Consider the following 23,116-nt stretch of genomic DNA (forward strand, 5'->3'; position numbering starts at 1 on the left):
ACCCCGAGACCGGAAGAACTCCTCGCATGATCAAGATCCACGGGAGCGCTCGACCGGGAAGGCCGCCTTGACCACGTCACCCTCGCCATCGCCGAACACCACCGACGCCAACGGACTACGCCTCGTGGCAGGAATCTTCTTCCTGATCCTGATGGTGTCGCACCTGACGATCGGGAAGATAGCCAACCCCATCTCGTACGGCCTGGAGGTGGTGGTGTTCGGCGGCGGCGGCCTCACGCTGATCCGCTGGTGGCACCGGCGCCGCGTCGTGCTGCGCTCCGGCTCGGGCGGGAAACTGCCCGGGCCGCCCGGCGTGGCGCTGCTCCCGGCGTTCATCGGAACGTTCTGCGCCTTCGCGGCCGTCGACACGACACTCGACAGCCTGTGGGCGGGCAGCTTCGCCGGCCACTGGGGCCTGATCATCGGCGCCGGCCTCATCGGCACCCTCCTGCTGGCCATCAGTGTCGGCCTGGCCCGCGACTTCGCCCGCGGCAAGCTCCCACCACCAAAGCCCGCCAAGCGCTCCGCACCCGCCACACCGTTGACACCCGCCCCTTCCACGCCGGTTTCTCCGACACCCACGCCGTTCACTCCGACTCCCGCGGCGTCCGCGCCGTTCACCCCGGTGCCTCCTGTGCCACCCTCTTCTTCCTCGGCCACTCCTTCCGTCTGTTTTGCCCCGGCATCTCCGGTGCCCGCGTCGTCGGCGCCCAGTTCCTCGCCGGCAGCCGCGGAACAACCGGTCCGCACGCCCTCGGCTGTCGTGGAACCTCTGGGACCGCCGGCTTTTGTCCCGGCGCAGGCGGGGCCACCGCCGATGGTCGCGGCCGTGTCGCCGATGGCTGAGCCGCTGGCGAGTGAGCCGTCCAGGATTGAGCCGTCCAGGAGCGAGCCGCCCACGGGTGGGGCGTCGGTCGCCGAAGGTGCGGCCGCGGTTGCGGTGGCCGCGGAATTTCTGCGGAGTGACGCGCGTACCGCCTGGGCCTACCGCCGCTATCTCGGGCAGCGGCAACCCGCCGGTATCGACGCCGCGATGGGGGAGCGGCTGCTCTCCGCCATCGAGCCGGGTGACCATGTCGAGCTGATTCTCGACGCGGTGGCCGGGCGCGGTGACAGGCTTCTCGACGCCGCCAAGTGGGAGCGGCCGGGCGTCTGCCCGATCGTCGCCGTGCGGACCCTGCGGGTCTGGATTCTGCTGCACCGCGACGGCGCCGGTGTCACCGTCGTGCCGGGCCGGGCGGACGGTGGCATGTCCGCGCCCAGCGGTCCGGCTCTGCCCTGGCCGCACATCGGCCGGGCCACGCAACTCAAGACGGCCGACGGCGTCCCGCTCACCATCAAGCTCTTCCTCGACGAGCCGCAGGGCGTCGACGCCACCGTTTTCGAGCAGGGTGCCGGCGACCACATCCGCCGCCTCCCCGAGTCCGGCGCCGTGCCGCCCCTGCCGGACGCCGCGGCCCTGATCGCCGGCGTGGGAAACGCCGGACCGTCCGCGCCGGTGGCCCATCTGCCCACCGACTGGCGCGTGGCGGAGGACATCGCCTGCGCCCACATGCGTACCCTTGGTTTCCTCGACGCCGAAAAGACCGGCGGCGGACGCGACGGTGGCCTCGATGTCGTCGCTGAGAACGCGATCGCCCAGGTGAAGATGCTGGCGCTGCCGGTCGGTGCTCCGCCCGTACAGCAATTGCGCGGAACGCGCCCGCTCCTGCCCCACCATCTTTTCTATTCGACGTCCGGATACACGGGCGCCGCCCTGGCCGCGGCCGACGAGATCGGCGTGGCCCTTTTCCAGATCGAGCGTGACGGCACGGTCACCGGGGTCAACGATGCCGCCGAGAGTCTCGAGACCTCGGGCGGCACGACGCCGTCCGTGAACCCGAAACGCCTCGTCGAGCGGTACGCGCAGGAGCTCGCCGCTCGCGTGCTTGCCGCCATGAACAACGTCGACCATGACCGGGCCAAACTGGCCGAACGGTATCCCGAGCAGTACATCCGGCTGCTGCGCTACCCGCGCCAGGCGCTGGAGAACCTGGAGAACCGCCCGGCCACCTTCGCCTCGCTGCGGTCGGCGCTCGTCTACTTCCACCACACCGAACTGCTGGCCCACGTCTTCTTCCAGGAGCTGGGCATACCGTACCCGGAGGGCAACAAGACCTCGCCCGAGGACTCTCTGGACTCGTACTACGACTGAGGGAAACGGATGACCACCACCGACTTGCGGAAGGTCTACCTCGCCTACCTGGAGGCGGCCAACGCGCGCGCGTTCGATCGCATGGGCGAGTTCGTCCACGACACCGTCGTCTTCAACGGCGAATCCGTCTCCCGCGACGACTACGTGGCCGCCATGCGGCAGGCCGTGGAGTCGGTGCGGGACTACGTCTGGCGCCTCGACGATCTGGTCGTCGAGGGCGACCGGGTCGCGGCTCGGCTCACCGTCACCGGCACCCCGGTGAGGGAGTGGTTGGGGCTGAGGCCGACCGGCCGCGAGGTCAGTTTCACCGAGTACGCCTTCTACCACTTCCGCGACGGCCGCTTCGAGCACATGTGGTACCTCCTCGACACCCGGGCCATCGAGAGGCAACTGGCGGGCTGAGCCCGGGCTTTAACTCGGCTTTATCCGTTGTCGATCAACCTGTGTGCCATGAGCATCGATGTGCGGACAGAGGCCGATCCCGGCATTCTCGTCGAGCCGGGGCTGGTCGCGCCGGTTCGGCGGCCGTGGCGGGCGGCGCTGTTGGGTGCGCTCGCCGTGTGGTCGGTCTCGGTGGTCGTGCATCTTCTGGTGGGTGCCGTCGCCTGGCTGGCCTACAAAGGCAACGGGCCCACCCCCGATCTGTGGTCGGTCGTTCTCGCCTGGAACGGCTGGGACGCCGGCCACTACGTGCGGATCGCCGAGAGCGGCTACCACCTGGGCCCCGGCTTCCCGGCGTTCTTCCCGCTGTACCCGATGCTGATCCACCTGTTCGGTGGCGGACCGGCGGCCGCGCTCTTCGTGGCCAACGCCGCCGCGTACGGTGCCCTGGTTCTGCTCTACCGCCTGGCCGACTACGAGTTCGGGCCCCGGGTGGCTCAGCGCGCCGCCTGGTATCTCGCCGTCTTCCCGACCGGGTTCTTCCTGTTCATCGGCTACAACGAGTCGCTTTTCCTGCTGCTGGTCGTCGGGGCGCTGTATGCCGCGCGCCGCGGGCACTGGTGGCTGGCCGGCACGCTCGGCGCTTTCTCGTCGGCCACCCGGCTGTTCGGGGTTCTGCTGCTCGTTCCGATGGCCGTCGAGTATCTGCGCCAGACCAGGTGGCGTATCCGTACCGACGTTCTCGGGTTGGCCCTGGTGCCGTTGGGCGTGGTCGGCTACAGCATCTACTGCTGGATCGAACTGGGCAGCCCGGTGCAGTTCAGCATCGCCCAGGACGAGTGGGGGCGGCGGTACACCTTCCCGGGGGAGGCGTGGCTCATCTCGATCCGGCAGATCGGCGCGCCGCTGGACAAGGCCACTCTCGGCGCCGTTCTGGACGCCGGCACGATCCTGATCGCGGTGGTGCTGCTGATCCTGTGCCTGAAGGGGCCGTTCAAGTTCCGGCGCGACCAGCTCTATCTGGTCGTGCAGGGCGGGGTCACCCTCGTCCTGCTGATGTCGACCGAGGTCGGCGGCCGCTCGATGCAGTCGGCGGCGCGTTACGCGATGGAGGCGGTGGCGATCTTCCTGGTGCTGGCCCGGATGGGCGCCCACCAGGTCGTCGACCGTGCTGTGCTGGTGGTCGGCGCGGCCCTGCAGGCGGTGTTCCTGGTGATCTTCATGGCCGGGACGTTCCTGGTGGCGTGAGTTTATGCCGATCTTATATCGGTCCTGGCAGCATGGCCGCCGTGCGAGTTCTGGTGGCGGACGACGAACGGTTGCTGGCCGAGACGATCGCCGTGGGCCTGCGGCGGGCGGCCATGGCTGTCGACATCGCCTACGACGGCGAGGAGGCGATGGAGAAGATCCAGGTCAACCGCTACGACGTGGCGGTGCTCGACCGGGACATGCCGGGCGCTACCGGTGACGACGTCTGCCGCTGGATCGCCGAGCGGCGGCTGAGCACCCGGGTGCTGCTGTTGACGGCCGCCTGCGGCATCTACGACCGGGTCGAGGGGCTCGGGATGGGTGCCGACGACTACCTGACCAAGCCGTTCGCCTTCGCCGAGCTGGTCGCGCGGGTGCAGGCGCTGGCCCGGCGTACGGCTCCGGCCCTGCCCCCGGTCCTCGAGCGTGACGGCGTCGAGCTGGACGTGGCGACCCGCACCGCGAGCCGCGACGGCCGCCCGCTGGCGCTGACCCACAAGGAGTTCGGTGTCCTGCACTCGCTGATGCGGGCGCAGGGACAGGCCGTCACCACCGAGGACCTGCTGGAGCAGGTGTGGGACGAGCACGCCGACCCGTTCAGCAACGTGGTCCGGGTGACCGTGTCCACGCTGCGCCGCAAGCTCGGCGAGCCGCAGGTCGTGCAGACGGTGCCGCGGGCCGGTTACCGCGTGGGACTGACCTGATGGGATTGCGTACGCGGTTGGCCGCCGCGGTGGTCGCCACGGTGACTTTCGTCTTCGTGGCCATGTTCGTCTATCCGCAGCTGCCCTGGCGTATGCCGTACTACGCACCCTGCTACGACGAGGTCGACGGCATGGCCTGCCGGATCACCCGGAAGATCCCGATCGAGAACCTTCCGGAGTACGGGATCGTCCTGGCCGCGACGCTGCTGATCGTGCCGTTGCTGGTGTGGTGGGTCCTGGCGCCCGTACGCCGGATGCTGCCCGTCATCGCGCAAGTGGGCCCGCAGAACCTCGGCCACCGGATCCGCCCGGGCCGGGGCCGCGACGAGATCAAGCGGCTGGGCCGGGCCCTGGACGCGATGATGGACGGCATCGCCGCCGGATACGAGGGGCAGCGCAGTTTCGCGGCGAACGCCTCGCACGAGCTGCGCACCCCGCTCGCCCTGCAGCGCACGCTGATCGAGGTGGGGCTGGCCGAGCCGCTGACGTCGGAGCAGTCGGCCCTGCTGGCGACGCAGCTGCTGGAGACCAACACCCGCAACGAGCGGTTGATCGAGGGCCTGCTGGTGCTCAGCCAGGCCGATCAGGGTCTCAAGACGCGCGCGCCGCAGAGCCTCGACCGGATCGCCGCCGGTGTCGTCGAGGCGCACGCCCGGACCGCCGCCGACGCCGACGTCAAAATCACGAGCGAGGTTTCCCCGTACGCGGTGGAGGGCGATGCCGTGCTTCTGGAACGGCTCATCCGCAACCTCGTCCACAACGCGATCAAGTACAACCGGCCCGGCGGCACGGTCGCCGTCACGGTCGGCGTGGGCGGGGCCGCCCTGACCGTGGAGAACACCGGCCCGGTGGTCCCGGCCGAGGAGGTGGCCCGGCTGTTCGAACCCTTCACCCGGCTCGCCACCGGGCGGATCGACCACAGCGGCGGCAGCGGTCTCGGCCTGGCCATCGCCCGGTCGATCGTGCGGGCGCACGACGGCGCGATCACCGCGACCGCGCTGGACGACGGCGGCCTGCGCGTCGCCGTCACTCTGCGCTGATCGGGCCGTCCTCGGGCAGGGTGTGCCAGATGTCGAACGCCACTGACGCCGCGCCGATGTCGCCCGCGCTCACCGCCTCGGCGAACCGGCGGTTCGCCTCGCGCATGCGCTCGAGGTCGTCCGCACCGAGGCGACCGGTCGTCTGGCGTACCGCCGATCCGTGCATGGCGGCGATGACGTCGCGCGCGTCCCGCACCGCCCGCGGATCGACGGCACTGACCCTGGTCGAGCGGCCCGGTAGCGCCACCACCAGCCCGCTGCCGGCGAGGCGCGGCAGGGCCTCGCGCACGGGGGTGCGGCTGACCCCGAGCCATGCGGCGATCTCGCCGTCCTTGAGCTGTTCCCCGGGGCGGAAGGTGCCGTCGACGACCAGGTCATGTTGCAGCACATGGCCAAGCGCATCGGCGCCGAAATCACCGACGTGCCGGGCGGCCACGCCCTGTTCATGACCCAGGCCGACACCGTGGCCGGCGCGCGCGACGCTCTCAGCCGGCGGTGACCGGCTCGGTGCTGATCGCGCCGAGGAGGCCCGGGCGCCCGTACAGGAAACCCTGCCCGACCTGACAGCCCAGCTCGGCCAGCATCGCCGCCTGCGCCTGGTCCTCGATGCCCTCGGCGACGGCGGTGAGCCCGATCGCGCCGAACAGCTGCCACAGCGTGCCGAGAATGTGGACGGCGGCCGGGTCGCGGGCGATGTCCTGGACGTACGTGCGGTCGATCTTGACGATGTCGGCCGGGAACCGGTGCAGATAGCGCAGCGAGGCGTACCCGGTGCCGAAGTCGTCGATGGCGATCCGGATGCCGAACTCGCGCAGCCGGCGCAGCGTGCCGATCACCTCGGACTCGTCGGCCAGCGCCTGCTCGGTCACCTCGAGCACCAGCTGCCCCGGTCGCAGGCCGGCCTCGTACAGCGTCGCGGCGACCTTGGACGGGAACGAGGCGTCGATCATCTGCGACGGCGAGACGTTGACCGACAGGTACGCCGTCTGCGAACCCGGCCAGGAGGCGAACTCGACGCAGGCCCGGCGCAGCACCAGCAGGCCGAGCTCACCGATCAGGCCGGCCCGCTCGGCCACCGGGATGAACACGTCCGGCGTCACCGCGCCGAGCTCGGGATGGTGCCAGCGGGCCAGCGCCTCGACCCCGGCCACCCGGCGGTCGCCCAGCGCGACGATCGGCTGGAAGGCGATGTGCAGGGCGTTCTCGGCCAGGGCCTGCCGGAGTTCGGCCCGCCACCGCACCTCCTGGTCGAAGCCCTGCCGCATCGACGGCGCGAACATCGCGTACGCGTTCTTGCCCTGCGCCTTGGCCGCGTACATGGCCAGGTCGACGTTCTTGCGCAGGTCCTCCGAACTGGTCGAGCCGTCCGAGACCGCGAGGCCCACGCTGGCGCCCAGCCGGACCGTGCGGGCGCCCACCTCGATCGGCTCGTGCAGCAACCCGAGCAGCCACTGCGCCTGCCCGGTCAGGTCGTGGACGCGGCCGGTGAGGACGGCGAACTCGTCACCGCCGAACCGGGCGATGGTGTCCGGCTCGCCGAAGCACGCCCGCAGCCGTTCGCCGACCACGCGCAGCACGACGTCGCCGGCGTCGTGCCCGAGCGAGTCGTTGATCATCTTGAAGTCGTCCAGGTCGAGGTACAGGACCGCGACCGGCCGGCCGGCGCCCAGCGCGCCCTCGAGCCGCTCCAGGAACAGCGCGCGGTTGCCCAGCCCGGTCAGCGGATCGTGATAGGCCTGATGGCGCAGGGTCCGAGTGAGCGTCGAGTTGTGCAGCAAAGTGGACAGTTGACGCAGCAGGATCAGCAGGAACCCGATCATCAGCGGGACCGCCTCGGGCGCGTCGACCCCGACCCCGGTCAGCGTCTGCACGGCGACCACGAGCGCGGCCAGCCCGAACGGGGCGTACGGCAGGGTGGTCTGCCAGCGGGCCGTCATCCCGGTGTGGTCGAACGTCATCGGCCACCGCGTGGCCAGCAGCCCGGCCGCCCCGCAGGCGGAGAACGCGACGAACCAGCCGGCGTCCGAGTTCTGCCCGGTGGCGTAGGTGCCGGCCGAGGTGTCCAGGGCGAACAGCACGTCGCTGACGGTCATCCCGGCCAGGCCCAGGAGCAGCAGCAGGCCGATGCCGCGGCTGCCCCGGCGGGTCCGGGCGGCCAGCAGCACGGCGACCGTGGCCAGCACGATGTCGCACACCGGGTAGGCCATCGACACGACGAACGCGAGCGCCGAGTCGGCGCCGGCCTCCCAGACGTCGCGGACCGTCAGCGACCATCCGATCACGAACAGGGCACATCCGACGATCAGCCCGTCGAGCAGCACGGTGAGGCGGGTCCCGATCGACGTCCAGCCCGCGATCAGCCACAGCCCGGCCGTGGCCAGCAGGGGGAAGAGCAGGTAGCCGATGTCGGCCAGCGAGGGGAACAGCACCTCGGCGTGGGCCACGAGCTCGTTCCACGACCAGTAGAAGTTGCCCAGACCCCAGCTCAGGCTCCCCGCGGCGAGCAGCCGCCAGCCGAGACGGGCGCTCCCACCGACCTTACGGGCGGCGGTCAGACAGGGAACGGTCCCGAGACAGGCCAGAAGGCTACTGCCCAATTGCGTGTACGGCGCGGCCACCGTCCCCGACAGCAAGAAGATCGGTATGCCGGCCGCGAGGCAGAGAGCGACCAGCAGGGCCACATGACGCTGCTGACTTATCACCGGGGCGCAGTCTCACACGCACGGGCAGTCGCGTTCAAGACCTGAACGGCCGCATCCTGCGCCGCAGGAACCAGGCGAGAACCGCGCCGGTGACGAGCACGAGGACCGGGATGAGGATCAGCTTCAGGTACGGGTGTGAGTCGCGGCAGTGGTTCACCGGATCGTCGTGGACGAGAGCGCAGACCATGCGAGCCGACCGGTCGGCGCCGTACCGGGCCGACAGCGCGGTCCGGAAGTCCTGCCACTGGCGGCGGCTCTCGGCGATCGCCCCGGCCACCGCGGCCACGAAGTTGTCACCCACCTGGCCGCGGGGCGTGCCCGGCTCGGTGGCCCGGCCGCTGACCGGGTCGATCAGGCCCTTGTCCTTGTTGAGCGCGGCGTGGGTGACCCGCGACTGGCACACGCCGGCCCCGGGCACCCGGTCCTGCAGGACGTAGCAGCCGGTGGTGAAGTCGCCGGGCGGCTCGGCGGCGGTCGTCGCCAGCAGGTCGAGCAGCGGGCTCGGGCCGGGCCGGTGCAGGCCGGGCGGGTTGTCGTCGCCGATCGGCCGGCCCGGATCGGCGCGGTCGGCCCAGTTGCTGTGCGAGTAGAAGTCCTGCACCCCGTGCAGCACCCGCCCGACCATCTCCAACGTCGCGCACTTGGCGCGGCTCTCCGTCCTTTCCCTCGGGTCGCATTCCGGGCTGACCGCGACCTCCTCGGCGACCACTTCACCCTCGTCGTCCACCAGGTCCTTCGCGCTGTCCAGCCCCTCCTGGAAACTCGCGCGCAGATGCTCGACACAGTCCGTCAGCGAGGCGACGGCGACGTCCCGGCTGCGTGGATAGCCGCCGGCCAGGTAGTCGGCGTTGTCGCAGTGCGCGGCCGGGCTGGTCATCTCATCGCTGTCGGGTGCGCCGACGGCGCCGAACTCGCGGTCGTGACCGGCCAGGTAGTCCATCGTCGCCGGCTCGAAGCAGGCCGGTTCCCGAGCCGTGCAGGAGAGGGCCGCGCGGGTGATGCGCTCGTGTTCGCGGTGCTGACCACCACTGTCGACGGTGCCGAACGCGACCGCCGGGGTCGGCGCGACCGAGGCCGCGAGAAGCAGAGCCAGCGGAACCGCGTATCGCCGTGGTCGCATCACCCAGCCCTCCCGCATGACGGCCGCCGCACCACAGCGTGCGGCCCGCCGGTCCCGGCGTCCTCATCCGGCCCGGGTGAGGCCCGCCGGCGGCGCGGCCGCGACCATCAAGTGCGGCTGTCGACAGGAGGACGACCATGGGCTGTCTGTTCGCGCTGTTCGCCGGGGTCTTTCCCCGGCTCGGCCTGTTCATCATCTGGGTCGCCCGGCCGGCGTTCGTCAACGCGGCCTTCGACACGTGGATCTTCCCGCTGCTCGGCATCGTCTTCCTGCCGTTCGCCACCCTGATCTACGTCGTCCTGTACACGCCGGGCATCGGCCTCACCGGCTGGGAGTGGTTCTGGGTCGTGGTGGCGGGAATCCTCGACCTCGGGCACTGGGCGGCCAGCGCGACGCAGCGCCGGCAGATTCCCGGCTACCCCGCCGCGCGCTGACGCCGGGTTCGCCGCTGGGCGGCCGGTCTTGCGGAGCAGGATCAGCGCGAGCGTCGCGGCCACGGCGTACGAGGCGGCCTGGACCTCGAGCAACGGCAGCGTGCCGACGGCGCCTTGCAGCAGGCCGCCGGCGAGCAGGCCGAGCGCCTGGCCGGTGGCCTGGGTCAGGCCGAACGCCGCGAAGGCGCTGCCCCGGCGGTCGTCGCGGGAAGCCCGTTGCAGCAGGCTGGTCAGGCCCGCGCCCATGAGTACGCCGGGCGCGCCGACGACGGCGAAGAGCACGGCGTAGACCGCGATGGTGTGCGTCAGGAACGACAGGTTCCATGTCAGCGCGGTGAGCAGGGCGAAGACGACGCTGCCGGTGATCGTGAGCCGGAAGATGTCGAGGCGCGCACCGAGCACGCCGAGCACGACGCCGGCGGCGATCGCCCCGATGGCCTGCACACCGCGCAGGACGCCGACGTCCGCCGCCGCCCCGCCGAGAACGTCGGTCACGAAGAAGACGAACAGCAGGACGAACAGGCCCTGGGCGACGGCGGCGGCGAACGCCACCACGATCGGCGCGCGGCTCGCCGGGTCGGCCAGCACACCGAGCAGGCCGCCGCGGGCCGGGCCGGGCGTCCCGGCCGTCCGCGACACGGATCCTCGCGGCAGGGTGGCGACCAGCACGGCGGCGACCAGGTAGGTCGCGACGTCGGCCAGGACGACACCGCCGAGCCCGGCGACGGCGAGCAGCACGCCGCCGAGCGGGCCACCCACGATCCGCCCGAGGTCGTTGTTGAGCCCGGCCAGGGCGTTCGCGGACACCACGCGGTCGGGTCCGACGAGCGCCGGCAACATCGCGTTCTTGGCGGGCTCGAAGAACGCGGCGAGGGTGGCGTGCGCGACGATCACGCCGTACAGCAGCGGCAGGTCGGACCGGTCGTGCACGGCGAGCAGCGGCAGCAGCGAGCCGGCCTGGGCCAGCATCGCGACGAGCATGACGAGCCGGCGCGGCACCCGGTCGGCGACGCGGCCCGCGACCGGCGCGAGCAGGACGGCCGGCGCCAGCTCGAGCAGGAACGCGAACGAGGTGCCCAGGGCCGATCCGGTCAGCTCGAGGACGACCAGCGGCAGCGCGATGAACATCAGCCAGTCGCCGGCGTCGGAGACCAGCCCGGCGATCCAGAGCCGCCGGAAGGCCGGCACCGCCAGGGCCGACGTGGTCACCGCCCGAATCCCGGCCGGGGAAAGGCCATGAGCGACAGATGGACGTGCTCGGCGTCCGCCGGGGCGTCGGTCCGGGTGGGCGCGAGGTACGGCCGTACCACGGCGTCGATCCGGCTCAGCACGGTGGCGAGTTCGTCCGGCGACAGGGCCAGGCCGAAGCTGGCGTGCGAGTCGACCTCGCGCCAGGGCTCGGGCAGATCGGGCTGGCGGCGCAGGTATTCGCGGGCGAGGTGGTGGTCCAGCTCCACGGCGGCGGCGAGCACGCGGCCGGCGCCGGCCGCGGCGTCGGGGGTGTCGGCGCCGACGGTGAACCCGGTGAGCGTGGCCCGCCACGGACGGGAGCGCCCGTCGCCGGAGTCGTCCGGCTCGACGAGACCGTGGGCCGCCAGTACCCGGAGGTGGTAGCTGCAGTTCGACGGCGTGTCCCCGACGGCCCGCGCGCAGGCGGAGGCCGTGGCCGGCCCGTCGAGGGAAAACCTGCAAGAGTCTTTCAGATCGGAGGAGGAGACGCCGTACGGACGAATTCCTCGACCGCGGCCCGGGCCGTGAAGGGGTCGGTGGAGAGCGCGGCCCGGGCCTCGGCCAGCCACAGCGCGGGATGGGTCACGTCGTCGTCGTGCGCGCGGAGACGGCCGATCGTCTCGGTAGTGTGCTCGCAGAAGCGGTCCAGCACCGCCGCCAGGTATTCCAGGTAGGCCGTGAACTGCTCGGTGGACAGCACGACGTCCGGGCCGGTGCCGGCGTCGTGTTTGGGGGCGGTCGCGGCGTACTCACGCACCGTCGCCGCGTCCAGGGTGAGCCGGCGGGCGCCGATCAGCCAGCGGGCCAGCTCGGCCGTCGCCTGGTCGGCACGGTCGGTCAGCCGCAGCGCCTGGCCGTAGGCGACCGACTCCAGATCCTGCCGCACCAGCTCGGTGGCCAGCTCGGCGAATTCGGTCGGGCCGCGATGCGCGTACACGTCGTAGAGCAGGCGGACGGTCCGGTTCAGATCCCGGGGGAGACCGCCGGAAAGGCAATGACAGAGCCACACGTACGGTTCGGGCAGGCGCAGCACGCGCTGCACCAGCAGCCGTCGCGTGTCGGCCAGGCCGAACCGGCGCAGCGTGAGAACGTCGTCGAACGCCGTGTCGAAAGTGGTCCGGGCCGACAGCGCCCGCCGGGCGAAACTCGACAGGGCGTCCTCGGAGACGGCCACCAGGAAGACGCAGCCGTCCACACCGAAGACGGCCTTGATGTCGTTGAGGAACTGCTCGGCCTGCTCCGCGCTGGAGATCTTGTCGAGTTCGTCGATGCAGATCACGACCCGGGAGTACGAGCGCCCGGGCCGGCTGCGCAGATGCAGGGCGACCAGGCCGAGAAAGTCGCGAAAATCGCCTACCAATTGGGGGTACGTGCGGACGTGCTCCGCCCGGGCCCGGGCCATCGAGCCGGTGAGGTCGATCGTGGGCGGCGCCTTGAGCGTGGTCCCGCGGGTCACCGTTAGCGTTTCCAGGTAGCGCAGGCGGCGCAGGTGCTGCCGGGCCAGGTCGACCACCGAGGTGTCCTGCGGCCGCCGCCGGCGCCGGATCAGCCGGAACCCGGCGTGGGCCAGCGGAACGAGCACGAGCAGCCCACCGGCCACCATCGCCACCGGCCGGGTGTGCTCGCGCAGCCAGGACGGCAGCTCGCTGGCGGTGCTCCACCAGTAGGCGGTGGCGACGACGGCGACCCCGGCGGCGCCCGAGACCCAGGGCCACCAGTGCCGGATCCGGCGGCGGGCGTGGCCGGGCTCGGTGGTGGCGTCGCCGGGCGGCAGGACCGCGAGGCAGAGCCGGGCGAACAGGTGCACCAGGAAGTCGCGGCCGTTGTAGTTGGTCGGGGCCGGCACGACCAGCATGAGGTTGTCGGCGCTGGAACCGATGCGCTGGTCGCCGAAGCGCCGCAGCAGAGTGGTCTTGCCGACGCCGCGCGGGCCGCTGATCCCGATCGCCGCCGTGAGGGTGGAGGCGAGCATGCGGCTGAGCCGGTCGCTCTCGTCGGTGCTGACGAACTGGACGCCCTCGGTGATGTCGCCCAGCCGGTCCACCGAGATGGGCGGCAGCGCGGTGTCGTAACTGCGCCGGGTCAGCGGTTCGACCTTCGCGCTGACCAGAGGCAGCACACCGAGGTCGACGACCGTGGCGGCCCACTCCTCCCACGCCCGTACGGCCAGACGCCGCGACGCCGCCGCCCACGGCGTCTCGTCGGCGGGCGGCCACCGGTGCATGTCGACCGACCGGAGGCCCTGAAGGCGCCGGAACCACGGCCGCGACCACCACCAGAGCACCCCCAGCACCACCGCGACGGCACCGGCGATCCGGGGCGCCATCAGCTGGTACGTGTCGTCGTCGCCCGGGATCGCCGAGGCCACGAGCGGGGTCGTCGCCAGTGAGGCTGTGACCCCGGCGACAATGAGGACAAGGAGGCATCGTGCGGCGACGGGGATCCACCGTGACCACCCCGGCGGGAAGATCGGGACCCGCAGGAGGCGCCCGAGCCGGCGCCGACGGACCCACTCTCGTGCCTCGGCCTCGTCCGGTTCCGCCTCCTGCTCCGCCTCGTGGGCGGCGATCCGGGCCAGGAGATCCCGCCGTGCGGTTTCCAGATGAGACAGGGTGACGGAGCCGACGATGATGAGGCCGACAAATCCGACCAGGACGCTCGGGTCGTACTGGTTCCACGCTCGCCTTACCATGGTCGCCACGGCGAAGGCCGCGACCGCGCCGGCCGCCCACCCGTAGGCGGCGGAGACGCGGGCCAGGCGCGGGACGCCGACCTGGGCCGTGTAGCGGGCGCGGGCGTCGGCCAGCCGGTCCCACTGCGCGGTCGCGGCGGCGGCCACGATCTCGTTGCTGTTGCGCAGTTCCGCCCCGATCTCGTCGCGAAGCCGGCCGACCCGATCGGCCTCGACCAGCTGGCGGACCGAGGTCTGCTCGAAGGCCCGTTCCACGAGAACGGCCCGGAGATGGGTGATCGCGGTGCCGGCCGGCGTCTGCCCGGGCGCGCGGACCACGTCGACCACTTCGCCCCGATCGGCCAGATACTGCTGCAGGGTCAGGTTGCGGAACTGGTAGGCGCCCCCGGCCTGGCGCAGCACGCCGCGCCGGTACGCGTCGTCGAGGAATCGCAACAGGCGGAACGGTGCGTGGCCGCGCCCCGCCAGCCAGAGGCGGCTCAGGAACAGGCGGTACGTGCCGGTGCCGGTCACGCCGACGAACGCGCCGGCCAGCGCCACCGCCGCGATGGCGCTCCAGCTGCCCGTGTCGGCCGCGGCGAAGGCGCCGACCGCCGTGCACAGCAGCGCGGCAAGTGCGGTGTAACTGGCGTCCCCGCGACTGACCGCCCGGGGTGAGGTCGCCCGGCGATCGTCGACCGGAATCCCGGTCGCCGCCTTCAGCGCCGTCATGACCGCGACACCGAGACCGACGGCCACCACGCTCGGCCAGGTGGCCGAACCCCCGAACACCAGTCCCACGCCGGTCGCGGCGCCGGCGGCGGCGACACCGGTCCAGAGCGGGCGCGGCATGAACGCGGCAAGGCGCAGGCCCGGTCCGATCACGCGGAACGGGGCCGGCTCGCCGGCACTGAGGCCGGTCAGCATGACAGCGATGAACAGGGTTCCCGCGAGCCACGTGCCCGGCGCCGGCACGGCGAGCCACCCCACGACCAGAGCGACGAAGGCGGCGGCGATGCCGTTCAGCCAGGCCGGTGCCGCCTTCGCCAGATCCGGCAGCGTGATGTCGGGGGATTGCCGTCCCTGCAACCAGGTGGCGAGCCACTCGAGCCACCGAATGGAGCCGGGCGACTCGTGGATCCGATCGTCCGTTGCGTAACTCGACAGGATGAAGCTGTCGAGCAGGTGGGCTTCGATGGCCCCGGCGGTCGGGAAGCGCGCCGTGTCCAGCAGCTCGCTCGGCGCGGAGTCCGCCCGCGAATAGATCGTGCGGAGCACCTGAAGGTAGGTGGGCCGGGACAGGACGGTGGCCAGCGGCCCTCGGGTTCCGGTCTGGATCGTGTCGATCAGAGGTGTCCAGCGCCGGTCGGAGGAGGGCACCGTGCGGGCGAGGTAGTCGGCGACGTCCTCACGCCGGAGCGGCAGCAGCGCCACGACGACGAACCCGGGGACCGGTCCCGAGCGGGCGACGGCCTCTTCGTACTCACGCCTGCGGCAGGTGACCACGATCGGCCAGCCGTGCACGCCGTACTCGTGGACCGACCGCAACGCCCGGGCCGGATCATGCTGCTCATCGAGGCCGTCGAGGATCGGCAGGATCTGGCCGATCACCACCAGGTGCCGTGCGACCGCCGGCGGCATGCCGTACCGCTCCACGAGGTGGCGCGTCACGAAGTCGGTCAGAGATTCCACGCCGGGATCCCAGGAACCGGCCGCGAGCAGGACCGGAACCCGATCGACGTCGTCGCGCGCGCGACAGAGGCTGAGGGTCAGGAGAATGGCGGCGACGGTCTTCCCGGTGCCCGGCTTGCCGACGATGGCCAGCTGGCCCGACGGCACGGTCCGCATCATCGCGGCGAGCTCGTCGCCCCGGGCGTACCCCTCGCGGCGCTCCACACGCCAGCCGGACGGCGGCACGATCATCGACCAGCGGATCGCGAGCGGGAACGGATCGTCGATACCGCGCGCCCTCACCTCTTCGGCCCAGACGCGCTCGACCATCACGGCGAGATCCGCGAGGTACTGCTCCGCCCGCATCTCCGGTGGTGCCAGCCTTTGCCTCACGCCAAGCATCATGGCGGACGGCGACGGCGTGGTCACCGGACAAAAGGTCGGTAGTGTTGCCCGGCATGGGAGTCAATCGTGAAGCCGTCGAATCGCTGAAAGTCGATCCCGCGGCGTCCGCCATCCACCGGTCGCTTGGCTTCTACTACGGCAACGACGAGCACGACGCGGCGCTGGACGCCTTCTACGCCCAGTTCGTCCGCCCCGGTGACCTGGTCTTCGACGTCGGCTCCCACGTCGGCGACCGCATCGGCAGTTTCCGCCGGCTCGGTGCCCGGGTGGTGGCGGTGGAACCGCAGCCGTTGTGCGTGCGCGCGATCCGTGAGATCTACGCCGGTGACCGGGACGTGATCCCGGTCGAGGCGGTGTGCGGGCCCGCCGAGGGCACCCTGCAGTTCTACGTCAATTCGACGAATCCCACCGTCTCGACCGCCTCCACCGACTTCGTCAAGGCCGCCGACGGCGCGTCCGGCTGGCAGGACCAGGTGTGGGACGAGCAGATGGAGGTTCCCGCGACCACCCTCGACCACCTGATCAAGACGTACGGCATTCCCGCCTTCACCAAGATCGACGTCGAGGGCTTCGAAGGCTCGGTCCTGGCCGGCCTGAGCCAGTCCCTGCCGGCGCTGTCGTTCGAGTTCACGACGATCGAACGGGCCGTGGCCGTGAACTGCCTCGACCGGGTCGCGGCGCTGGGCTTCACCACCTTCAACGTCGCCATGGGCGAGTCGATGACGCTCGAGTTCGACCGGTGGCTGTCCCGCGAGGAGATGGCCGCCCACGTGCTGGCCCTCCCGCACGAGGCCAACTCCGGCGACATCTACTGCCTGCCCTGAGCCGTGTCCGGGGCCGGCCGTGGGTGGGCCGACAGGGCCCGGCTGACCAGCTGCCGGACGGCGATGATGGCCACGATGGCCAGCAGCTGGGTGGCGGAGTTGGGCAGGGCCAGGCGGAGCAGGCCGGCGGCGAGCCAGAAGTCCAGGGCCGTCCGCAGGGCGGTCCTGAGGTCGCGGGTGGTGCCCAGGACCAGCACGCCGCAGACGAGCCCGGCGGTGACGCAGATCAGGGACGCGTACTGGATCAGCGTGGTCACTGTGCGGGCTCCCGCTTGGCCAGTTCGGCCCGTTCCTCCTTGATCTCGCGGCTCAGGAAGTAGTTGAGCGCGGTGCGGATGGCGGCCACCGCGGCCAGCTCGGCGATCTCCCGCAACGTCGGCGCGATAGCGGTGCGCAGGATGTCCGAGGCCAGCTGGAACTCCAGGCCGAGGGCGAGGAAGCGGCCCAGCTCCAGGCGTACCGGAACGAAGGCCTCCGCCCGCCTCTCCCGCAGGCCGACCACGACGAACCGGGCGAAGGCCACCATGGCCCCGACGAAGATGATCAGCGCTCCGGCCGCCTCGACCAGACGCACCATCAGGTCGACGGCCTCGGACAGCCAGCGCTCGCTGAAGATCTCGTTCATGCGGTCAAGGTAATACGCGGTGTACCAAGAAGACCTGAGGCTGGCCCTGTTCGAGGCGGCGGCCGGCGGCCGGCACCACGGCCGGGACGCCGGCCATCGGCCTCAACGTCGGCTGAGCCTGGCGGATCGCTACCCGCGGCGGGCCGTGCAGGAGGTGGTGGACCGGGCGGCCGGGTTGCTTTCCGAGGTCAAAGCCACCGTGGTGCGACGGGTGTCCTTCAGCCAGACCTCCACCGACGAGGTGCGGCCGGCCGGGACGCCGATCACGGTGCGGGGGAGCGAGGCGCCCGGGGCGGTGACGCGGAAGACGTCGGCGGCTCGGCCGGTGTTGCGGACGGGGATGGTGCAGCGAGCCCAGCCCGACTTGTCGGGGCGGGCCGTGTCCGGGTAGGCGCGGACGCCGCGGACGGCCGGGCCGGCGCCGTCGAGGGAGCGGACGGCCACCTCGTACGAAAGCACGCCCTTGCTGTTCCGCTTGCGGTCCAGGACGTAGAAGTGCAGGCGGTTGGCCGTGTCGACGTACTCGAAAGCGCTCCCGGAATTCGTGCCGGCGTGGAACAGGGCGTCGGAGAGCTGGCGGTAGTCGCCGATCGTCATCTTCTGCGGGGTGCCGTCGGGCAGGACGAAGTCGACCTTGTCGATGTCCTGCGGGTTGGCGTCGATCGTCCAGATGAAGGGGGCGGCGTCCTGGTTCTTCGTCTTGGCCAGCAGGACGCCGGAGTCGGGCGTGAACGAGTCGAAACCCATCCGGTCGACCACTTCGAGGGTGTAGTTGTCGTAGCCGCCGCCGTCGCAGAACGGGTCGGTCGCGGTGTCGCAGGCCGGGGACCGGTCGCCCCCGTCGAGGGCCACGTTGATGCCCACCGAGTCGACGGATCGGGCGGTCACGCTGGTCACCACGACGCCCGAGGCGGCCAAGGCGGATCGAGACAATTGGAGTACGTCGTCAGCTATGCCCAGCTTCATCTTGTTGCGCAGCATGTGCTGGGCGCCCATCGACGAACCGGACGTGCCGGGGATGAGCCAGCGACTGTGCGGGCCGCCCGGGCCGTTGAACGTGCCCCGGCTGAGCATCTCCCACGGGCCGCTGTAGTCGCGGCGGGCCGGCACGCTGTACGGGTTGTTGTAGTTGTCGCCGACGCCCAGGATGTGGCTGAACTCGTGCGCGTAGGTCGACATGCCCGAGCTCTCGGCCTGCAGCGAACTGCCCTGTGTCGCGTTCGGCCAGATGTTGGCCGACGCCTGCCAGGAGGTCCAGTCGACGTAGCGGGTGGCGTTCCAGTTCGGCAGGGCCGCGTCCGGCGGGCCCCATTCGTCGGTCACGTCCTGTCTGGTGGCGAACTTCATCGGCCCGAACTCCTGCCAGGTGGCGGACTCGTCCTGGCCGGCCGAGAGGAAGAAGACGAAGTCGTACTTGGCCGCCTCGGCCTCACCGACGGCGGCGATCCAGGCCGCGCGGGCGTCCGTACGCAGGTTGCGGTTGCAGACGTCGCCGGCCGGACAGCCCTGGCCGCGCTGCATCTGGGCCTCGATGCCGTATTCGTGGCTCTCGGCGGGCATCTGATAGACGCCGTACGCGCTGAGCTCGATCCCGAACCGCCCGTGCGAATCCTCCATCCAGTACTCGTGGATGGTGTGGCCGCGGTTGAGCCGGCCCGGCTTGTTGAGGAAGTCCTGGTAGAACCGCGGAACTTCGGACCGGTCCAGATTCTGTACGCCGGACGGGTTGCCGTAGATCGTGGAGTTGGCGGGCTGGGTGACGACGAACGGCTGGTTCGGGTAGTCGACGAGCACGAGGGCGCCGTTGAAGTTGCGCTCCGACCCGCGTACGGCCGGGTCGGCCCAGTTCGTGCCCGGCACCGGCTTGTAGTCCGACCAGGTCATGGTGTCGGGCAGTTCGTAGCGCTGGGGGTCGATCGGTGGCGGCCCGCCTCTCTTGCTCAGCGCGGCCGCCTCCTCGACCTGCCACGGCTGGGTCTGCGGCCAGTGCCGCATGCGCCAGGGCGTGTCCGGATCGACATCACCGGGCGGCGCCGCCGAGGCCGGCGTGGCGGTGAAGAGGCCGGCCAGAGCCAGCACCAGAACGGACGTTGCCGAGACCACGCGCCGCGCACTCGTCATCCCGCCATCCTGACAAAGCAATAGATCAATATCAATAAGTACGTACGGGGAGACGCGCGTCACGTGTCACGACCGCTACTCTACGTCGACGCGTTCATCCCCGACGAGGGCGAAACCGTCTCCCAGATCCTCGGCGGTTCCGGCTCCGCGTTCGACGTCCCCGACCCGACGACGGTCTTCGACATCGCCGGCCACCCGGGCGCCCCGAGGGCGACGCGGAAGCCTTCTCGAAGCCGGCGACGGTGCACAGTTCCTTCGCCCAGGACCTCCCCGAGCCGGACCGGTGGCTGATCGCGGCCGGCCCCCCAAGCCGCCATCGACACGATCCTGGCCGCAGCCGCCCACGCCACCGAGTAACCCCACGGGCCACCGTCACCGCCCCACCCCCGGGGCCGGTCACCCTCGGATTGCCCCGTCCCGGGCCGGCCGCTCCCCGGGCTGGTTGATGCCACATTCCTCGGCGCGACGCAGGCGGTAGGTCTCGGGGTCGAAGGTGGCGGCCGCCCTTCGACCCTTTGGCTTTGCGGCGGGCATCTTGGTCGGACTTGCTGGGATCGCTTGGCTGGATGTCGTGCTTTCGCGGTTGCCGCGGGACGCCGGCTCGCTCTGTACGCCGCCGGGCGATCTTCTGACAGTGGCCGGTCGAGTCGTTTCGCCCCGCTCCGCACGAGGCCTCCGGTCGGGAGCGCTCCCAAGCAAGGGTGATTCATGCCATCATCTATTGACGGATGTCGATGATGAGCGTGAAGGAGATCGGCATGAGGGTTGGTCGCATGCTGCTCGTTCTGGTTGTCGCGCTCGCCGGGGGTGGTCTGGCCGGTGTGCCGCCGGCGGCGCGGGCGCAGGCCGTGCAGGTCCAGTCGTCGGAGGCGGAGGCGGAGGCGGGGCAGCGGGTTGGCTATGACGCGTACTCGGTGATGGTTGGTGGGCGGCGGGTGCTGGTTCAGGCGGCTGAGTTTCACTATTTTCGGCTGCCCAGTCCGGAGCTTTGGCGGGACATTCTCGAGAAGGAGAAAGCGGCCGGCTTCAACGCTGTCTCGGTCTACTTCGACTGGGCGTTCCACTCGCCGGCGCCGGGGGTTTACGACTTCGGCGGTGTTCGGGATGTGGATCGGCTGCTTCGCACCGCGGCGCAGGTGGGGCTCTACGTCATCGCGCGGCCCGGGCCGTACATCAATGCCGAGACCAGTGGCGGTGGCTTTCCGGGATGGCTCAAGCTTGTGCCGGGGCGGGCCCGCAGCAGTGCGCCGGGCTACACCGCCGCCTACCGGGAATGGCTCGGGCAGATCAATCCGATCATCGCCCGGCATCAGGTCACGCGGGGTGGGCCGGTGCTGCTCTACAACGTCGAGAACGAATATGCGGTGAACACCGACGCCGCGTACATGCAGGATCTTCAGGACGTCGCCCGCGCGGATGGCATCGACGTTCCGATCACCACGAACCTGTGTTGTGACGCGGCCTCGTGGACCTCGACCTGGGCCTCGGGGGACGGCGCCGTGCAGATCCCGGGTGTGGACGATTATCCGCAGTCCTTCGACTGTGGCAACGCGGCGACCGTCTGGGGTGCCTGGGGTGCGGGAATCACCGAGCGGGTCCGCGAGGACGCGCCGGTGTTCGCCGCCGAGTACCAGGCGGGTGCGATCGATGTGAACAACGCGGGGTACCAGGCCTGCCGGGAGCTCACCGGTGTGGCGTACACCCGCTATTTCCCGAAGAGCAACCTGATCGCCGGCGGGGCCACCGCGTTCAGCCACTACATGGGCTTCGGCGGTACGAACTGGGGGTGGCTGGCCCAGCCCAACGACGTCTACACCTCGTACGACTACGGCGCCGCGATCACCGAGGCGCGGCAGCTCACCGCGAAGTACGACGAGTACAAGCGGCAGGGCTACTTCCTGCACGCCGTGGCCGGCTCGCTCACCCGGACCGATCCGGTCGCCGCGCCGGCGGCGGCGGGGCTGGAGACGCTCGCGCGCGCCAACCCGGACGACGGCGCCCAGTTCGTGCTGGTGCGCAACCCGGGGACGGCGGCCGTGTCGAGCAGCCTCGGCTGGGGCCGGTACGCGTTTCCGGTGACGCTCCCCGGGCACGACGCCAAGGTTCTGGTCGGCGGATACGCGCTCGGCGGTCAGCGGCTCGTGGCGTCCACTTCGGAACTGCTGACGCACGAGGCGATCGGTGGGCGGGATGTCGCGGTGCTCCACGGCGGCCAGGGCACGCCGGGTGCGACCGTCCTGCGGTACCCGTCCCGGCCACGGGTGACCGTTCTCGAGGGGCGGGTCGCCTCGGTCTTCGACGCCGCGAGTGGCGACCTGCGGCTCGACTACAAGCACAGCGGACTGGCCCGGGTGCTGATCGACGGCGGTGGGCGACGGCCGCTGCTGCTTCTGCTCGGCACCGCCGCCGCCGCGGCCTCGTTCTGGCGGGCCGACACCGCCGCCGGGCCGGTTCTGGTGCGGGGCACGGCGTTGCTGCGGTCGGCCACCGCGACCCCGGGGGCCGTGGCGCTGCGCGCCGACACGGCCGCGGCCGGGCCGGTCGAGGTGTTCGCCGTCGGGCGCGCGGTGACGGTCGACGGCGTGCCGGTCGCCACCCGTCGTACGCCGAGCGGGTCGCTGCTGGGCCGCCTGCCCGGGCCGCGGCCGGTCGTTCTGCCGGCGCTCACCGGATGGCGGCAGCGCGCCGAGGCGCCCGAGGCCGCGCCCGGCTTCGACGACTCCGGCTGGACCGTGGCCGGCAAGACCACCAGCCTGAGCCCGTTCGTGCCGCTCACCCAGCCGGTGTTGTTCAGCGACGAGTACGGGTTCCACACCGGCAGCGTCTGGTACCGGGGACGGTTCACCGCCACCGGCGCCGAGACCTCCGTGTCACTCAACGCGATCACCGGCAAGCGTGGCAACTATCTGGTCTGGCTGAACGGGCGCTATCTCGGCTCGGCCGCCGGCGGAGTCCAGGCCGACTCCGACGCGCCGGCCAATCCGTCGCCCGGGGCGGGGGAGTTCGCCGTACCGGATGGTCTGCTCAAGCCGGGCGCTCCGGCCGTGCTGTCGGTGCTGGTGCAGAACATGGGCCACAACGACGACTGGACGGCCGACGACAACCGCTTCCGGCAGCCGCGCGGGCTCGTCGGGGCCCGCGTCAACGGCTCGGCGGCGCCGGTGACGTGGCGGATCCAGGGCACCGCCGCGATCGATCCGGTGCGCGGGGCTCTGAACAACGGCGGCCTGTACGGCGAGCGGGCCGGCTGGACCTTGCCGGGCTACGCCGACCACAGCTGGCCCTGGGCCGGCGCCGCACAGGGACCCGGCGTCACCTGGCTGCGCACCGCGTTCTCGCTCGACCTGCCGAAGGGCCAGGACACCTCGGTGGTGCTGCGCTTCGACGGGGCGCCGCCGGCCGGATACCGGGCGATCCTCTACCTGAACGGCTGGCAGCTCGGCCAGTACGGGGCGGCCATCGGCCCGCAGACCGACTTCGTCCTGCCGGCCGGCCCGCTGCGTCACAACGGCCGGAACACCTTGGCCATCGCGGTCATCGCCACTGAACGGAGCGTCGCGGCCACGCCCACCCTGGCAGTCGCGGGCCGCGACAGCTGAGAATGACCCGTCCCACACTGTGGAACGGGCTATTGAGGCGATGCGGTAATCGGTAGCGTCACCGCCGCGGTTGTATTGACGAGGATCTTTGATCGTCGGTACTGGGGCGCCGACCTAAGTGGATGGATTGTATCCATGACTAGGTTG

The 23,116-nt window shown here is 71.2% G+C and carries 16 protein-coding genes and 1 pseudogene; 7 read left to right on the forward strand and 10 right to left on the reverse strand.

Going from position 1 to position 23,116, the window contains the following annotated elements; all coding sequences use genetic code 11:
• The first annotated feature begins 124 nt into the window (after positions 1-124).
• Genes ACGFJ7_RS21635 through ACGFJ7_RS21655 form a run of 5 tightly spaced genes read left to right on the forward strand, consistent with a single transcriptional unit; the run spans position 125 to position 5,567 of the window.
• On the forward strand, positions 125-2,194 hold the full coding sequence (locus ACGFJ7_RS21635; RefSeq protein WP_392643376.1) for a restriction endonuclease: 2,070 nt from the start codon (positions 125-127) through the stop codon (positions 2,192-2,194).
• Between the two features lie 9 nt (positions 2,195-2,203).
• A complete protein-coding gene (locus tag ACGFJ7_RS21640) occupies positions 2,204-2,596 on the forward strand; it encodes an ester cyclase (protein WP_392643378.1) in 393 nt (130 codons plus the stop codon).
• 48 nt (positions 2,597-2,644) lie between these two features.
• A complete protein-coding gene (locus ACGFJ7_RS21645) occupies positions 2,645-3,823 on the forward strand; it encodes a mannosyltransferase family protein (RefSeq protein ID WP_360256312.1) in 1,179 nt (392 codons plus the stop codon).
• A gap of 41 nt (positions 3,824-3,864) precedes the next feature.
• A complete protein-coding gene (locus ACGFJ7_RS21650) occupies positions 3,865-4,527 on the forward strand; it encodes a response regulator transcription factor (protein WP_360256314.1) in 663 nt (220 codons plus the stop codon).
• Positions 4,527-5,567: a sensor histidine kinase gene (locus ACGFJ7_RS21655; RefSeq protein ID WP_392643380.1), complete on the forward strand. Its 1,041-nt coding sequence runs from the start codon at positions 4,527-4,529 to the stop codon at positions 5,565-5,567. The genes ACGFJ7_RS21650 and ACGFJ7_RS21655 overlap by 1 nt, the downstream gene beginning before the upstream one ends.
• Here the strand turns inward: ACGFJ7_RS21655 and ACGFJ7_RS21660 are convergent.
• The 7 genes and pseudogenes from ACGFJ7_RS21660 to ACGFJ7_RS21690 form a co-directional block, all read right to left on the reverse strand.
• Positions 5,554-5,955 carry a GntR family transcriptional regulator gene (locus ACGFJ7_RS21660; RefSeq protein ID WP_392643382.1) on the reverse strand — a complete coding sequence of 134 codons (402 nt, stop codon included), beginning with the start codon at positions 5,953-5,955 and terminating at the stop codon, positions 5,554-5,556. The genes ACGFJ7_RS21655 and ACGFJ7_RS21660 overlap by 14 nt on opposite strands.
• 97 nt (positions 5,956-6,052) lie before the next feature.
• Positions 6,053-8,269 (reverse strand): putative bifunctional diguanylate cyclase/phosphodiesterase, encoded by a 2,217-nt coding sequence (locus ACGFJ7_RS21665; protein WP_392643384.1) that lies wholly within the window; start codon positions 8,267-8,269, stop codon positions 6,053-6,055.
• Between the two features lie 34 nt (positions 8,270-8,303).
• The gene (locus tag ACGFJ7_RS21670) at positions 8,304-9,389 is read right to left on the reverse strand and encodes a CinY protein (RefSeq protein WP_392643385.1); all 1,086 of its coding nucleotides are present in this window, start codon (positions 9,387-9,389) and stop codon (positions 8,304-8,306) included.
• A gap of 107 nt (positions 9,390-9,496) precedes the next feature.
• Positions 9,497-11,032 (reverse strand): MFS transporter, encoded by a 1,536-nt coding sequence (locus ACGFJ7_RS21675; RefSeq protein ID WP_392643387.1) that lies wholly within the window; start codon positions 11,030-11,032, stop codon positions 9,497-9,499.
• Complete coding sequence (locus tag ACGFJ7_RS21680; RefSeq protein ID WP_360256630.1) at positions 11,029-11,295, reverse strand: hypothetical protein; 267 nt, start codon at positions 11,293-11,295, stop codon at positions 11,029-11,031. The genes ACGFJ7_RS21675 and ACGFJ7_RS21680 overlap by 4 nt, the downstream gene beginning before the upstream one ends.
• Positions 11,296-11,409: 114 nt before the next feature.
• Positions 11,410-11,622 (reverse strand): annotated as a pseudogene (locus ACGFJ7_RS21685) (hypothetical protein); the annotation flags it as partial.
• Positions 11,523-15,788, reverse strand: a complete 4,266-nt coding sequence (locus ACGFJ7_RS21690; protein WP_392643388.1) for a hypothetical protein — start codon at positions 15,786-15,788, stop codon at positions 11,523-11,525. The gene ACGFJ7_RS21690 and the pseudogene ACGFJ7_RS21685, both read right to left, overlap by 100 nt.
• A gap of 65 nt (positions 15,789-15,853) precedes the next feature.
• Between ACGFJ7_RS21690 and ACGFJ7_RS21695 the strand changes: the two genes are divergently transcribed.
• Positions 15,854-16,624, forward strand: coding sequence for an FkbM family methyltransferase (locus ACGFJ7_RS21695; protein ID WP_392643390.1), 771 nt, complete (start codon positions 15,854-15,856; stop codon positions 16,622-16,624).
• Here ACGFJ7_RS21695 and ACGFJ7_RS21700 read toward each other — a convergent pair.
• The 3 genes from ACGFJ7_RS21700 to ACGFJ7_RS21710 form a co-directional block, all read right to left on the reverse strand.
• Positions 16,609-16,881 (reverse strand): hypothetical protein, encoded by a 273-nt coding sequence (locus ACGFJ7_RS21700; protein WP_392643392.1) that lies wholly within the window; start codon positions 16,879-16,881, stop codon positions 16,609-16,611. The two genes, ACGFJ7_RS21695 and ACGFJ7_RS21700, sit on opposite strands and share 16 nt — an antisense overlap.
• A complete protein-coding gene (locus ACGFJ7_RS21705; protein WP_360256336.1) occupies positions 16,878-17,249 on the reverse strand; it encodes a DUF1622 domain-containing protein in 372 nt (123 codons plus the stop codon). Before ACGFJ7_RS21705 ends, ACGFJ7_RS21700 begins: the two co-directional genes overlap by 4 nt.
• Before the next feature lie 129 nt (positions 17,250-17,378).
• Positions 17,379-19,370, reverse strand: coding sequence for a M6 family metalloprotease domain-containing protein (locus ACGFJ7_RS21710; protein WP_360256339.1), 1,992 nt, complete (start codon positions 19,368-19,370; stop codon positions 17,379-17,381).
• 758 nt (positions 19,371-20,128) lie between these two features.
• Here ACGFJ7_RS21710 and ACGFJ7_RS21715 point away from each other — a divergent pair.
• On the forward strand, positions 20,129-22,969 hold the full coding sequence (locus tag ACGFJ7_RS21715) for a beta-galactosidase (protein WP_392643394.1): 2,841 nt from the start codon (positions 20,129-20,131) through the stop codon (positions 22,967-22,969).
• The last annotated feature ends 147 nt before the right edge of the window (positions 22,970-23,116 follow it).

Source organism: Actinoplanes sp. NPDC048988 (genome assembly GCF_043197815.1).
Classification (GTDB): Bacteria; Actinomycetota; Actinomycetes; order Mycobacteriales; family Micromonosporaceae; genus Actinoplanes.